Source organism: Halomonas sp. AOP43-A1-21, assembly GCF_052376775.1.
Taxonomy (GTDB): Bacteria; Pseudomonadota; Gammaproteobacteria; order Pseudomonadales; family Halomonadaceae; genus Vreelandella; species Vreelandella colorata.
The window spans coordinates 16,644-30,571 of the sequence record NZ_JBQSWC010000003.1 but is presented as its reverse complement, the minus strand read 5'-3'; the positions used below and the strand labels follow the sequence as shown (position 1 = coordinate 30,571).

The window sequence follows — 13,928 nt, the reverse complement described above, 5'->3', positions numbered from 1 at the left end:
CATGAATTCATAAGCCGTCAAGTATACAATCCCAAGCAGATGGGTTATAGGCACGTATGCTAATAGGCACGTAAGCCAACACAACCGCTTTAGGTAAGGAGAGCGAGATGATCGTTGTAACAGGCGGAGCCGGTTTTATCGGTGCCAACATTGTCAAAGCACTGAATGCGCGCGGTCGTGACGATGTCATGGTGGTGGATGACCTGCGTGACGGCACTAAGTTTGTCAATCTGGCCGACTGCACGCTAGCTGACTATCTGGATAAAGACGACTTTCTTGCCAGGGTTAAAGCGGCGTTACGCGGTGAGCTAACCGACCTGCCCAAGATCGATGCGATTTTCCATGAAGGCGCCTGCTCTGATACTACAGAGTGGGATGGTCACTACATGATGGAAAACAATTTCGAGTATTCCAAGGTGCTGCTCAACTACTGCGAGAAGTTCGGCATCCCTTTTCTATACGCGTCGTCGGCGGCCACCTATGGCGGGAGCGAAATATTTAAAGAAGCCCCCGAGCATGAAAAACCGCTCAACGTGTACGGTTACTCCAAACTGCTGTTTGATCAGCATGTGCGTTCGCGGTGGAACGAGCTGACGACACAAGTTGTTGGGTTTCGTTATTTCAACGTGTACGGCCCGCGTGAACAGCACAAGGGTAAGATGGCAAGCGTTGCCTACCACAACCACCTGCAAATCGGTAACGGCGAGAATCTGAAACTGTTTGGCGCTTACGGCGGCTTTGATGCGGGTATGCAGAGCCGTGATTTCGTCTACGTGGGCGATGTGGTAGATGTAAACCTATGGTTTCTGGATAACCCCCAGGCATCGGGTATTTTTAACCTGGGTACCGGCCGGGCAGAGCCGTTTAAAGCAATTGGTGAAGCGGTCATCGACTTTTATGGCAAGGGCCAGATTGATTACGTCGACTTCCCTGAAGAGCTGAAAGGCCGCTACCAGAGCTATACCCGCGCTGATATTAGCCATCTGCGTGATTCAGGCTGCGATGTGGAGTTCAAAACCGTCGCCCAGGGTGTTAAAGCCTACCTGGAGTGGCTGAATGGCTAATTCCGCCAAGCGTCTGCTGGTGGTCGGCCCCTCGTGGGTGGGCGATATGGTCATGGCGCAAAGCCTGTTTATGACGCTGAAGGCACGCCATCCTGGGGCCATGCTAGGCGTTGTTGCGCCAGCGTGGTCGCAGCCCATTTTAGAGCGCATGCCAGAGGTCGATAAAGTCTTGCCGTTGAGCGTGGGCCATGGCGAGTTCGGCCTGGCCAACCGGCGCGAATTGGCGAATCAGTTGCGCGGGCGTTTTGATTGCGCCATTGTGCTGCCGCGTTCCTGGAAGGCCGCGCTGGTGCCGTTTATGGCGCGGATTCCAGAGCGGGTGGGGTTTCTAGGCGAGCACCGCTATGGGCTTTTAAAGGAGCGCCGCAAGCTCGATAAGCAGGTGTTGGATCAGACCGTGAAGCGGTTTGTATCGCTGGGCTTACCCCTTGAAGAAACGCTCAACGGCGACTTCGCTATTCCCAGACCGCGCTTGAACATTGACCGGGATAACCTGGTTAATCTGCGCTTGGCGCATACATTGTCGTCGCGCCCGGCCATTGGCATGATGCCGGGGGCCGAGTACGGCCCTGCCAAACAGTGGCCGTTGGCCTATTTTCACGACCTGGCCAAGCGGCTTATTGGCGACGGTTTTGAAGTGCGGGTGCTGGGTGGGCCGAAAGATCATGATGCCGGTGAGACGATCGTTGCCGGGCTTTCCCACGCACATAACCTGTGTGGCAAAACCCAGTTGGCGGATGCCGTCGACCTGCTGGCTGACTGCTCGCAGGTGGTGACCAATGATTCGGGGCTAATGCATGTGGCGGCGGCGGTAGGCGTGCGTATTCATGCGCTTTACGGCTCCTCATCACCGGCCTATACGCCGCCGCTTACCGATAATGCGGTAATTCATTATCTGGGGCTTTATTGCTCACCGTGTTTTGAGCGCACCTGCCCCTTGGGGCATACCAACTGCTTGAACCAGCTGACGGTGGAGCAGGTGTATCAGGCAATGCACGCTGACCAGCAGCGCAAAAATGGCATCATTAATAAATAATTTCGATCTCGCCGGCCTGATCGGCTGGCGTTTCGGTGACCTGCACTGTCGGTTGCGGCTCTTCCTCGCGGCGCTGAGGGGCTAGCCCTTCCCATAAGCGGTGCTGCAGGGCCGTTTCCTGGCGCAGACGCTCGTTGAGTATTTCAATACCGTGCACTTCAACCAGCGTCGGCTTTTCACTGATTAGTGAGGCCCCAAGCCCGGCCCGGTGTTCGTTAAGCTCAAAGCCCATTGTCTCCAATATAGTGGGGAAAACATCCAGCATGGTGGCGTCACGGCGAATGCGCTGAGGCTCGATATGATCGCCCAGCATAATCAGCGTATTGTCACGATCGAGTGCCGTCAGTTGATCCCAGACGGAAACCCGCATGGTGAGGTGGTCGCTAAGAACGACGACCAGCGTATTATCCAATAAGCCTTCCTGCTGTAGCTCTTCAATAAATACCCGCGCCTCATAAGCCGAGCACTCTACCGAATAAAGGATATCCTGGCCGTCAAACTCGCCCTGCCGGTCAAGGCATGTTTGGGACGGGAAGCCGCTTGGCGCATGGCCGGCAAGGTTAAGATTAACCACTGCCCAGGGCCCGCTATCCTCTTCATCCAAACGGCGTATTTCATCAGCGGTGAAATCGTAAAGGGTATCGTCATAAATACCCCAGCTATTTATATACTCAGGGTCTTCAAGCTTAGGCGCGAACTCCTCTTTACCTTTGACGGTATTAAACTGATGGCCGCGATAGAAAAGCCCTTTACCTGCGAACTGAGTGCTAGCACCGCCTAAATAGCTCAGCCGGTAGCCGTGGGCGGCTAAAATATCGCCTAGGCAGTCAACGCCGGGTACCACGTGCGTGAGCGGTTCAAACTGGGTATCGTGTAAAAGCCCTGCGGGCATTAGCGGCACGCCACACTGGCTGGCAATCATGCCTGCCATGGTCCAACCGGTGTTTTCCATCTGGCGGATGCCTTCAAATACCAGCCCTTGTTCACCCAGAGTGTTTAGATCCGCATAGGCGTCATCAAAAATATCGTTGCCGTAAGTACGCTCAAGGCTTTCCAGGTACATAATTAGCAGGTTCGGCTTATGCTGCTGTTCGTCCGTGGGCGGCGGCATATAGCGTCGATTAAGCCACTCACCGTCATCTGCCACAATCGCCACGCTGCGTTGACCCAAGCCATATAGCAGCGGGTTGGCGGCTAACAAAACAATAGCAAAGTACCGCTCGGCAAGGCGCCAACGCTGGTCGTGGCGTGCAAGCCAGGTCACCGACCATAAGACACCCGCCATAACGACAATATACATAATGGCGGAGATCATTTTGCCAGCGCCACCGTGTTCGGCGATGCCAGCCTGCAAATGGAAGAACACCGCGCCTAAATCAACACTGCCAAAGCTGTCGGCTAAATAGACATACACGCCCATCAAGCTGAGCGGTACCAATGACCACGGCCATATTCTGCGATAACGGGCATTTAGCGGCTTGCCCCAGGCAAGCTTGAGCCCAAGACCAATCCAGATCGCTGCGATCAGAAGCAGTGTCCACCAAGGTAGGCGGGTTAATACGGTTGCGGCATAACCCAGGCTGAGGCCAATCATAGCCAATGGCAGCCAAGGGGTAAGCTTAAATGATGTCAAGGTGGGCATGCCGTATCCCTTCGATATCCCAAAGTAAGCCTCTAAGCTTACCAAATGTTGTTATCGTAATGCGCAATTCATATTGTTATGGGCGTGCTAGCATTTATATTGAGGCACCCTGGCAAAATGCGCGGCTCTACGCGCTTACTAACCCTGACTGGCGAAGGTGATCTGTGCCAATTTCTGCCGTTTTAATTGTTAAAAATGAAGCACATCATTTACGTGAGTGTCTGGATACGCTGACCTGGGCCGATGAGATCGTCGTGCTGGACGCGGGCAGCCAGGATGAAACCTGTGCGATTGCGCGTGAGTATACGGATAACGTCAGCGTTAACACTGACTGGCAGGGGTTTGGCATACAGCGTCAACGGGCAGAGGCGTTGGCCCGCCATGAGTGGATATTGATGGTCGATGCCGATGAGCGTGTGACGCCACAACTGCGCGACAGCATTCTCAAGGCGGTTCAACAGCCGCCCGCCGTTTACAGTGCTTGCCGCCTCTCATGGTGCTTTGGACGCTTTATCCGCCATTCCGGCTGGTACCCGGACCGGGTGCTGCGCCTCTACCCCAAAGCACAGGCTTCCTATAACGCAGCGCTTGTGCATGAAAAACTCGTGGTGCCGGAGAACCTGAGCGTTCAGCGACTTACGGGGGATCTGCTTCACTACACCTATCGTGATTTGCGCCACTACTTAGAAAAATCTGCCCACTATGCCCAAGCGTGGTCAGAGCAGCGTGCCGCGCAGGGCAAAACCGCGACGCTGGGTAGCGGCTTCATCCATGGGCTTGCCTGCTTTATCAAAATGTATCTGCTAAAGGCCGGCTTTAAAGACGGTAAGCAGGGCTTTTTACTGGCGCTACTCTCAGCGCACTCAACGTTTAATAAATATGCCGACCTATGGATTCGCACCCGCACGTCCGCGCCTGAGAAGCGCTGATATCTCTTGGGCGGCGGTTGCTATATCAATCGCCGCCATATCCTGCTGGTTGGCCACGGCCGGTGGGCTGAACGCCAGGCGTTTTTCGGCGCTATTGCAGGTTTGCCAGCGCAGCGGCGTGGCCGAGCGTTTGGCGGGGTAAAATCCTGCAGTGGCAATATTCAGGCAGCCAGCAATATGCAGCGGGCCGGTTGAGCCCGCGATCAACATATCGGCGCCGGCAAGCTGAAGAGCAAAATCAGCCACATTTTGGCTAGCGGGCAGGCGTCTGGCAGTAATGCCTGTCTGAGCTAGCTGATCGACCAGCGCCTCGGCATGGGCGTCTTCACTAGGCCCTGCGCTGATTAGCCAGCTAACGTTGTCGGTCGTCTGATTGATGAGCGCAATAAGCGCCGCGTACTGATCAAGTGAGAGATTAACCGCCGAGCCACCGCTACCCGGATGCACGACAACGATGGGGCTGTCAGCTTCTGGGTTAGTTTCCCGAGTAGTCTCGAGCAACACTTGCCGTTGGCGCTGCGTATCGCTTAGCGGCCAGAAGGGCGGCGAAGGGAGTGCTGTAAGCTTAAGCGAAAGCCTTGCCAACAGCTCGCAGGCCAGATCCACGTTGTACTGGTACTCAGGCTTTGCCGATTGAGAGCGGCGCTGGCGTATTCGAGCGTTATAAAACAGCTGTGCCCACTTGGTCGCCGGTGCGACGCGCAGCGGTATTCCCGCTCGCCAGCCCAACAGGCCAATACGCGGGGTTGAGAAAAGCGTTAGCAGAGCATCAAATTGGGCGGCTTTGACCTCGGCAAGCAAGGCTTTTTGAGCCGCAGCGTCAGCCTGGCGGCCAGGGTCAATAATGACCTCGTCGACCCACGGGCACGCGCTGGCCAATGGCGCAGTGTAAGCGGGCACCAATACCGTGATATGCGGGGTAGGCGATGCACTTTTTAAGCATGCCAGCGCCGGCCATGCCAGCATAAAGTCACCGATTTTGTCGTTGCGAACAACGAGCAATTTCTTCGCCATGGTTTAAGCCCCGTTAATTGCAGCCTGTATACTACAAGAGATTGTATTCATTGTTTAACGGTGCGTAGCTGGGTAGGTGAGGTGATGGCAAATAAAGTGCTGCAACTATGTATGTCCGACGGCAAAGGCGGGATGGAGCTATATGTCGATCGCGTAATGGGTGACCTGAAAGACGAGGGCTGGGAGGTCATCGGCATCTGCCTTGAAAACACTAAGGTGGAAGCGTATATGCAGCAGAATAACGTGCCATATAAAGCCTTTAAAAGTAATGCAAGCGCGCTGGCGCGTGTCATCAGCCTTCGTCGTTGGCTAATACAGGAAGGCGTCCGCGTTGTTCATTGCCATAAGTCGAGTGACTTAAGATTAAGCTCGTTATTAAAGTGTTTGATGCCTGGCTTGAGAGTGCTTTATACCGATCATGTCGGTGGGCAGCGGCCCAAGAAGAACCCTTATCACCGGTTTGCTTACGGCAAAGTGGATCGTGTTTTATCCATTAGCCAGGCGACTTACCAGCGTAATGTCAGCAATCTGCCCGTCAATCGTGAACAGGTTATCTGCCTGCCCCATGGTGTCGATACCAATAAGTACCGGCCTTGTTATGATCTGGACGCCATTCGCATCAAGCGCGATGCGCTGGGCATTCCTCGTGACGCGGTCGTGATTGGGTTGCCTGGGCGCGTAACGCCGGGGAAGGGCCAGGATATCTGGGTGAAAGCGCTGCTTGAGCTTGATCCTGAGCTGAATTTCTATGCGCTCTCTATCGGTGGCACCGATTACGATTCAGGCGGTGTGGAAAGCTTTTATCAGGGTTTACAGGCGCTGATTGTGGATACCGCGCTGGAAGACAAGATTACGTTCCTGGGTCACCGTAACGATTTAACCGACATACTGCCGGTGCTCGATCTAGTGTGTATTCCCTCAGAAAACGAAGCCTTTGGCCTGACGATTATTGAGTCAATGGCATGTGGCATGCCGATTATTGGGTCAAATACCGGCTCGCTGCCAGAGTTGGTCGATAGCGCCTCAGGCGTCTTAGTAGGTCCTCACGACATTAGCGCATGGTGCGCTGCGATGGATGCCATGGTGCGTAATGACGCCACGCGTCAAAGTATGGGCAAAGCCGCCCGGCAGCGCGTCGAGCAGCACTTCAGCAACAAACAGCATGTGAAGCGCTTAATTGAGGCTTACAGTGCTTCTGCCTAGTTTTTATGAGCATTGTTTTTAGGAACATCGTTTGTATGAACGTCGTTTTTATTAGCACCGTTTTTATTAACTATTAACATAGCCTTCATGAATGCAGGCCATCACGTCATCAGCTACTTGGGACGGGTGGCTGAATTTAGCCACCGAGCGGGAAAGGCGTGCCAGGTTAGCGGCTTGCCACTTGCCCGGCGGGCGCAGGCGGCAGCGGTCCAGATCAATTAGCCAGGGTGTGTTGCCTGGGTCAACCAGTATGTTGCGTGCGTTAAGATCGACATGATCAAGCCCTGCAGCGTGAAAGCGCTTAATCATTGCGCCTACTCGCGTAAGCAGTGCGTTATCGGCTTTATCGTCAGCGAGTAGAGCGGCAAATGCTTGGGCCCCTGGGATTCTCACCGTTATCAGCGCCGCCTCGTAAGTAAGAGCGTGGCGCGTTACGCAGCAGGCGATCGGTGCGGGCACTGGCAGGCCCTGCTCAAAAAGCGACGCGGTTAATCTTAGCTCCTGAAACGCACGGGTACGCTCGGCACCTGTCCATAGGTAACGCTTTTCACTGAGCTTGGCTACCATGCCGCCGCGCCGGTAGGGACGCAGTACCCACTGTTGGCTAGGCGTTGCTTGTAGAAAAAGGCTGCTTCCCCGGCCAGGCGCTTCGCCTACCACCAGGGCTTGCTGGCGCCAGTAATCGGCCGTAAATAGACGCGGCTGGATTTTGTGTGATCCCGGTGCGTCACTTAAACTGTCTGCATCATGTAACATCAGACTATTTTTTTGCCGGAGTGCCGTTAAGCGCATGAAGCCCTCGTTGCCTGCTGAACCCAACCACATTGCCATTTTGCGCCTCTCCGCTCTGGGAGATGTGTGCAATCTCGTGCCAACGGTACGCGCATTGCAACGCCAGTGGCCCCGTGCGCGTATTACCTGGATTATCGGCAAGGGGGAGCACAGTCTACTGGCGGGACTTTCCGGGGTCGAGTTTGTCGTTTACGACAAGTCGACCGGGCTTGCCGGCATGCGTACCCTGTGGCGTGAGCTTGCTGATACGCGCTTTGACGTGCTGTTGCATATGCAGCAGGCGATCCGCGCCAGTATTCTGTCGTTGGGGCTCAAGGCCAACGTTCGCGTGGGCTATGACAAAGCCCGCGCCAAGGATGCCCAACACTGGTTTACCCAGCACCAGTTGAAGCCCCACGCCCAGGCACACGTGCTGGAATCCTTTATGGATTTTGCCCGGCTGCTGGGCGTGACCGATGATCGCCTGGAGTGGAACATGCCGGTGCCGGTCACAGCCCTTGATGAGGCGCGGGTCATCAGCGGCGAGTCACCCTATTTGGTCATCAACCCGTGCAGCAACGCACGTCTGCGTAACTTTCGTAACTGGTCGGTTGAGGGCTACGCCAGCGTCATTGAACATGCCTGGGTCCACCACGGTCTAAAAAGCGTTTTGACCGGGGGAAGCAGCTCGCTTGAGCGCGAGATAGGCGAGCAGATAGAAAAGCTGTGCCAGCCAGATAGCGTAATCAACGCCATTGGTGGCACCTCGCTGAAAGGCGTACTGGCGCTAATTGGTCAGGCGCGAGCAGTAATTGCCCCGGATACCGGCCCGGCACATATGGCCAATGCTATGGGCACTCCTACGTTGGGTCTCTATGCCACCACCAATCCTCAGCGAGCAGCGCCCTATTGCTGGCGCGACTTTGCCGTCAATGCCTACCCCGACGCCGTAAGCGCCTATCTGCATAAATCGGTAGATGAAGTGACCTGGGGACAGCGGGTACGCCATCAGGATGCGATGCAGCTTATTAAAACCGATACCGTTATTGCCCATCTGGATGCGCTATTAGCCCATACAGCACCAGACACCGCCGCAGGACTTACCCATGAAAGTTGATTTAACCGCCCTGGAACACGCTCATATACTGGTCGTTGGTGATGTCATGCTCGACCGCTACTGGCACGGCGGCACCTCGCGCATTTCACCAGAAGCGCCGGTGCCGGTGGTTCGTGTTGAAGATGCGGATGATCGACCTGGTGGTGCCGCCAACGTGGCCCTCAACGTGGCCTCGCTGGGGGGACATGTGGCACTGGCGGGTGTGGTGGGAGATGACGACAACGCCAACCTGCTGGAAGCCCAGCTGCATACATCCAATGTAAGTACTTACTTTCAGCGCAGTGGCGATATACCGACGATTACCAAGCTGCGTGTGATGAGCCGTAACCAGCAGTTGCTGCGCCTGGATTTTGAGCAGCGTCTGGATAACGTCGATACCAATGACCTGCTGTCTCAGGTAGAGCAGGCTCTGCCTGACTGCGATGTAGTGATTCTGTCTGACTACGGTAAAGGCACCCTCAATCAGGTCGAACGGCTGATCGCCCAGTCGCGCGCCCACGGCAAACGCGTGCTGATTGACCCCAAGGGGCAGGACTTCAGCAAATATCGCGGGGCGAGCTTGATTACCCCCAACCTGACGGAATTTGAAGCCGTCGTAGGTCCATGCGCAAGCGATGCCGAGCTTGCCAAGCGTGGGGAAGCGCTACGTGCCGAACTTGAGCTGGAGGCGCTTTTAATCACCCGGAGTGAAAAAGGCATGACCCTGATTCGTGAAGGGCTGGCGCCTATTCATCTGCCTACGCGTGCCCAGGAAGTCTTTGATGTTACCGGCGCAGGCGACACGGTGATTGGATTGATGGGCCTTGCGCTTGCCGCTGGTCACGGCCTGCCGGAAGCCATGATGCTGGCGAATCTGGGAGCCGGTTTGGTGGTCGCCAAGCCCGGCACCGCGACGCTATCCGTAGCCGAGCTATATACCGCGCTGCATGGCGATAAGCTCGCCGAGTTCGGCGTGATTGAGCAGGCGTCGCTGATTGACGCAGTACGTGCCGCTCAACTGCGCGGCGAGCGGGTCGTTATGACCAACGGCTGCTTTGATATTCTCCATGCGGGTCATGTTGCATACCTGGAGCAGGCCAAGCGCCTGGGGGATCGCTTGATTGTCGCGGTCAACGATGATGCGTCCATTGGCCGTTTGAAAGGCCCCAAGCGGCCCATCAACCCGCTTAATCGGCGTATGCAGGTGCTGGCAGGTCTTGGCGCGGTCGATTGGGTTGTGCCGTTTAGTGATGACACGCCGCAAGCGCTGATTGAAGCCGTTCTGCCCGATATTCTGGTCAAGGGCGGTGATTACCATCCTGATGATATCGCGGGAGGGGAAGCCGTTCGAGCCAACGGGGGAGAGGTGAAGGTCCTCGGGTTTGAAGATGGCGTATCGACGACCGCGATGATCAGCTCTATTCTGGACCGCGAAGGCTAATGGGTCGAATCAACTGGCCGCGGCTTGGCTATTCGGCGGTGCTCTATGCACTTGCTCCGCTGATTGGCTGGCGCATCTGGCGCGAGCAAGTGCCCACTTACTCACGCTGGCAGCGGCTAGGCTTGTGCCTTGGCGCGCTACCTGCGTCGCCGCGCATCTGGCTGCATTGTGCGTCGGTCGGTGAGGTACGCGCTGCCCGCCCGCTTATTGATGGCCTGCTTGCCCGCTACCCGCGCCATAGCCTGCTGTTGACCACCATGACCGCGACGGGTGCCCAACAGGTGCAGGCGTTGATGGATGAGCCGCAATCGGATCGCAACCGGCTCACACACTGCTTTTTACCCCTGGATTTCCCCGGCGCGGCCAAACGCTTTGTGCGTCAGGTAAAACCGGAGCTGGCCATCATGTTTGAAACCGAACTGTGGCCCAACCTGCTTTCCGCCTGCCAGCAACGCAAAGTGCCGGTCGCCGTGGTCAACGGCAGACTCTCGCTTCGAGCATTTAAACGCTATCAGAAAATCGCTTCATTAATGGCCCACACGCTGGCCGATGTCGATTGGCTGGCAGCCAAGTCCGATGCCGATGCAGAGCGGTTTAAAACCCTCGGCGCGACGATCTCAAAAACGGCAGTGGTTGGGTCGTTAAAGTTTGAGATGGATCTGCCGGACAGCGCTTTAGCTGAAAGTGAGCGTTTACTTACCCAGTGGGGCAGGCGGCCTGTTTGGGTCGCCGGTTCTACTCGCGACGGCGAAGAAGCGCTGCTGCTTGAAGCGCATCGCCAGTTGCTACCCCAGTATCCTGATGCGCTGCTGGTGCTCGCTCCGCGCCACCCGCAGCGCTTTGATGAAGTCGCGGCACTGTGTAAGGCGGAAGGATGGAAGATGAGCCGACGCAGCCAGGGCGAACCCGTTACCCAGGCGACGCAAGTTTATATCGGCGATACGCTGGGTGAGCTTGCCATCCTCTACGGCGCGGGTCAGGTAGCGTTTGTGGGCGGTAGTTTAGTGCCGCTTGGCGGGCATAACGTGCTTGAGCCGGCAGCGCTAGGCAAACCCGTCCTCAGCGGCCTCTATATGGAAAATTTTGTCGATGTGGCCGAGCCCCTGCAGACCGCGGGGGCACTCACGCTGGTGGAAGATGTGGGCGCTTTAGTAAAGGCGTTACGCAGCCGCTTCGCTGATCCAGCGCGTTGTCTACAAGAAGGCCAGGCTGGTCAATCCGCTATCAAGGCCAGCCAAGGCGCGCTTGCACGCACTCTGAATGGCCTCGAGGCGTTGCTTAGCCCTTATCGCCCTAGCCCTTAGCGCACGCTGCGCTCGACGCCGCCTTCTTTACCCAGCAGCAGTACGTCAGCCCCACGAGCGGCAAACAGGCCATTGGTCACCACGCCCACAATGGCGTTGATTTTGGCTTCCATGGTGATCGGATCTTCAATCATAAAATCGTAGCAGTCGATGATCTGGTTGCCGTTATCGGTGACCACACCCGGGCGATACACCGGGTCGGCGCCCAGCTTAACCAACTCACGCGCAACGTAGGAGCGCGCCATGGGAATTACCTCGACGGGCAGAGGGAAGTCACCCAGTGTATCCACACGTTTTGAACCATCGGCAATGCAGATAAAACGTTCGGCACACGCCGCGACGATTTTTTCGCGGGTAAGTGCGGCGCCGCCGCCTTTGATCATATGTAAGTGAGCATTCACTTCGTCGGCGCCGTCGATATAGAAAGGTACTGTACCGACATTGTTAAGCTCAAACACTTCAATACCCAAGCTCTGCAAACGTTTGGCGCTGGTTTCCGAGCTTGCGACTGCGCCCTTAAAGCGGTCGCGCAGCGGCCCCAGGCGATCAATAAACAGGTTCGCCGTGGAGCCTGTACCGATGCCCAGCACGGTGTCTTTTTCAAGCCCTGGTGTGATTTCGTGAATAGCTGCGTCCGCGACGGCGGCTTTGAGTTCATCTTGTGTCATAGTGGGCCTTAGTAGATCGGGGAAATGAAGTTATTGCGCTAGTATACCGACCAAATCGCTGGCTGCCGATGGAAACACAGTAGACGTCGGCAGGCGTAATCTGCTACCAATACAGGCTTTGTTTGCGTCTTAACACTTGTTGTAAAGACGCTTGAAATGACCGCCATCACTATCACGCTTTTTCCCTTTGGATACCTGCATGCTTGAAGCTACCGTCAAAAAGATTCTCCAGGCCAACGTTTACGAAGCCGCTTGTGAGACCCCGATTTCGCCTGCTCCCTTTTTGTCGCGTCGTTTTAACAATCAGATTTTGATTAAGCGCGAAGATCTCCAGCCGGTATTTTCGTTCAAGATCCGCGGCGCCTATAACAAAATGGCCCAGCTTTCTGATGAGCAAAAAGCTAAGGGGGTGATTGCCGCTTCGGCAGGTAACCACGCGCAAGGCCTTGCCATGGCAGCAAAATTGATGGGTGTTAAGGCGGTGATCGTGATGCCGCGCATTACGCCGGAAATCAAGGTCCAGGCCGTGCGTGCCCGGGGAGCCAAGGTCGTGCTTAAAGGCGATGCATTTGCCGCTGCTGCCGAGCATGCCCAAGAACTGATCAAAGAGCATGGCTACACCTATATTCCGCCCTTTGATGATATTGACGTGATCGCGGGCCAAGGCACGATTGGGGTAGAAATCCTGCGTCAGCATAGCGGACGCCTGGACGCTATTTTCGTGCCCGTGGGCGGCGGCGGGCTGATCGCCGGTGTGGCGGCCTATATCAAGTATCTGCGCCCGGACATTAAAATCATTGGCGTTGAAGCCGAAGACAGCGCTTGCCTGAAAGCCGCGCTAAAAGCCAACAAGCGCGTAATACTCGATCAGGTGGGCGTATTTGCTGAAGGCGTGGCGGTCGCGCAAATTGGCGAAGTACCGTTCTCGCTGGTGAAAGACCTGGTCGATGATGTGATCACGGTCAATACCGATGAGATGTGTGCCGCCGTTAAAGATATTTTTGAGGATACCCGGGCGGTTGCTGAGACCTCTGGCGCGCTGTCGCTGGCCGGTCTGAAAAAATACGTGCAGCAAACCGGCGCTGAGGGTGAAACGCTTTTATGCATCAATTCGGGCGCTAACACCAACTTTGATCGTCTGCAGCATATTGCCGAGCGCACGGAACTTGGCGAGCAGCGTGAAGCCATTTTGGCGGTCACCATTGCCGAAAAACCTGGCAGCTTTAAAAAGTTTTGCCGCACGCTGGGTAAACGTATGGTTACCGAGTTCAGTTACCGCTACGCGGATGCCACAGAAGCGCATATTTTTGTCGGCGTTCAGGTAAAGCCCGGCGGTGAAGACCGTCAGGCGGTCATCGAAAGGCTGCGTGAGGGCGGTTATCAGGTAGAAGACTTAACCGATAATGAACTGGCCAAGCTGCATATTCGGCATTTAAGCGGTGGTCGCCCAAGCGTGCATTTTGAAGAAGAGCTTTACCGCTTTGAGTTCCCTGAGCGCCCGGGTGCGCTGATGAACTTCCTGACCCAGCTGCCCCATGACTGGAATATCTCACTGTTCCATTACCGCAATCACGGGGCTGCTTACGGACGCGTATTGGTCGGTATGCAGGTGCCCAGCAGCGACCAGACGCATGTTGCTGATTATTTGGATGCGATTGGCTATCGCTATTGGAATGAAAGTGACAATCCGGCTTACCGACTGTTTATGGCGTAATAAGCTGCTTTGTGTAGGTAAGTAGTTACTAACCGCTTAGTCCAGG

General features: G+C 55.7%; 12 protein-coding genes. 8 read left to right on the top strand and 4 right to left on the bottom strand.

Annotation, left to right across the window (positions count from 1 at the left end):
• The first annotated feature begins 107 nt into the window (after positions 1 to 107).
• Positions 108 to 1,064 (top strand): ADP-glyceromanno-heptose 6-epimerase, encoded by a 957-nt coding sequence (rfaD, locus tag ACT3R7_RS02470; protein WP_496198748.1) that lies wholly within the window; start codon positions 108 to 110, stop codon positions 1,062 to 1,064.
• A complete protein-coding gene (waaF, locus tag ACT3R7_RS02465; protein ID WP_496198747.1) occupies positions 1,057 to 2,100 on the top strand; it encodes a lipopolysaccharide heptosyltransferase II in 1,044 nt (347 codons plus the stop codon). Before rfaD ends, waaF begins: the two co-directional genes overlap by 8 nt.
• Here the strand turns inward: waaF and ACT3R7_RS02460 are convergent.
• Positions 2,090 to 3,742: a sulfatase-like hydrolase/transferase gene (locus ACT3R7_RS02460; RefSeq protein ID WP_496198746.1), complete on the bottom strand. Its 1,653-nt coding sequence runs from the start codon at positions 3,740 to 3,742 to the stop codon at positions 2,090 to 2,092. The two genes, waaF and ACT3R7_RS02460, sit on opposite strands and share 11 nt — an antisense overlap.
• 164 nt (positions 3,743 to 3,906) lie before the next feature.
• Here ACT3R7_RS02460 and ACT3R7_RS02455 point away from each other — a divergent pair, with 164 nt between their 5' ends.
• A complete protein-coding gene (locus ACT3R7_RS02455) occupies positions 3,907 to 4,671 on the top strand; it encodes a glycosyltransferase family 2 protein (RefSeq protein WP_441675185.1) in 765 nt (254 codons plus the stop codon).
• On the opposite strand, the gene ACT3R7_RS02450 is transcribed toward ACT3R7_RS02455, so the two are convergent.
• Positions 4,630 to 5,685: a glycosyltransferase family 9 protein gene (locus tag ACT3R7_RS02450; RefSeq protein ID WP_192536739.1), complete on the bottom strand. Its 1,056-nt coding sequence runs from the start codon at positions 5,683 to 5,685 to the stop codon at positions 4,630 to 4,632. The two genes, ACT3R7_RS02455 and ACT3R7_RS02450, sit on opposite strands and share 42 nt — an antisense overlap.
• Before the next feature lie 84 nt (positions 5,686 to 5,769).
• On the opposite strand from ACT3R7_RS02450, the gene ACT3R7_RS02445 reads away from it, so the two are divergent.
• Positions 5,770 to 6,888 carry a glycosyltransferase family 4 protein gene (locus ACT3R7_RS02445; RefSeq protein WP_496198745.1) on the top strand — a complete coding sequence of 373 codons (1,119 nt, stop codon included), beginning with the start codon at positions 5,770 to 5,772 and terminating at the stop codon, positions 6,886 to 6,888.
• A gap of 66 nt (positions 6,889 to 6,954) precedes the next feature.
• On the opposite strand, the gene ACT3R7_RS02440 is transcribed toward ACT3R7_RS02445, so the two are convergent.
• Positions 6,955 to 7,680 carry a 3-deoxy-D-manno-octulosonic acid kinase gene (locus ACT3R7_RS02440; protein ID WP_496198744.1) on the bottom strand — a complete coding sequence of 242 codons (726 nt, stop codon included), beginning with the start codon at positions 7,678 to 7,680 and terminating at the stop codon, positions 6,955 to 6,957.
• On the opposite strand from ACT3R7_RS02440, the gene ACT3R7_RS02435 reads away from it, so the two are divergent.
• The 3 genes from ACT3R7_RS02435 to waaA are packed head-to-tail and all read left to right on the top strand — an operon-like array spanning position 7,679 to position 11,500.
• A complete protein-coding gene (locus ACT3R7_RS02435; RefSeq protein ID WP_018918379.1) occupies positions 7,679 to 8,776 on the top strand; it encodes a glycosyltransferase family 9 protein in 1,098 nt (365 codons plus the stop codon). The two genes, ACT3R7_RS02440 and ACT3R7_RS02435, sit on opposite strands and share 2 nt — an antisense overlap.
• Positions 8,766 to 10,196: a bifunctional D-glycero-beta-D-manno-heptose-7-phosphate kinase/D-glycero-beta-D-manno-heptose 1-phosphate adenylyltransferase HldE gene (gene hldE / locus ACT3R7_RS02430; RefSeq protein ID WP_496198743.1), complete on the top strand. Its 1,431-nt coding sequence runs from the start codon at positions 8,766 to 8,768 to the stop codon at positions 10,194 to 10,196. Before ACT3R7_RS02435 ends, hldE begins: the two co-directional genes overlap by 11 nt.
• On the top strand, positions 10,196 to 11,500 hold the full coding sequence (gene waaA, locus ACT3R7_RS02425; RefSeq protein WP_192536734.1) for a lipid IV(A) 3-deoxy-D-manno-octulosonic acid transferase: 1,305 nt from the start codon (positions 10,196 to 10,198) through the stop codon (positions 11,498 to 11,500). Before hldE ends, waaA begins: the two co-directional genes overlap by 1 nt.
• Here waaA and rpiA read toward each other — a convergent pair.
• Positions 11,497 to 12,168: a ribose-5-phosphate isomerase RpiA gene (gene rpiA, locus ACT3R7_RS02420; RefSeq protein ID WP_192536733.1), complete on the bottom strand. Its 672-nt coding sequence runs from the start codon at positions 12,166 to 12,168 to the stop codon at positions 11,497 to 11,499. The genes waaA and rpiA overlap by 4 nt on opposite strands.
• 199 nt (positions 12,169 to 12,367) lie before the next feature.
• Here rpiA and ilvA point away from each other — a divergent pair, with 199 nt between their 5' ends.
• Entirely contained in the window at positions 12,368 to 13,882 is a 1,515-nt protein-coding gene (gene ilvA, locus ACT3R7_RS02415; protein WP_192536732.1) for a threonine ammonia-lyase, biosynthetic, read from the top strand.
• Positions 13,883 to 13,928 lie beyond the last annotated feature (46 nt).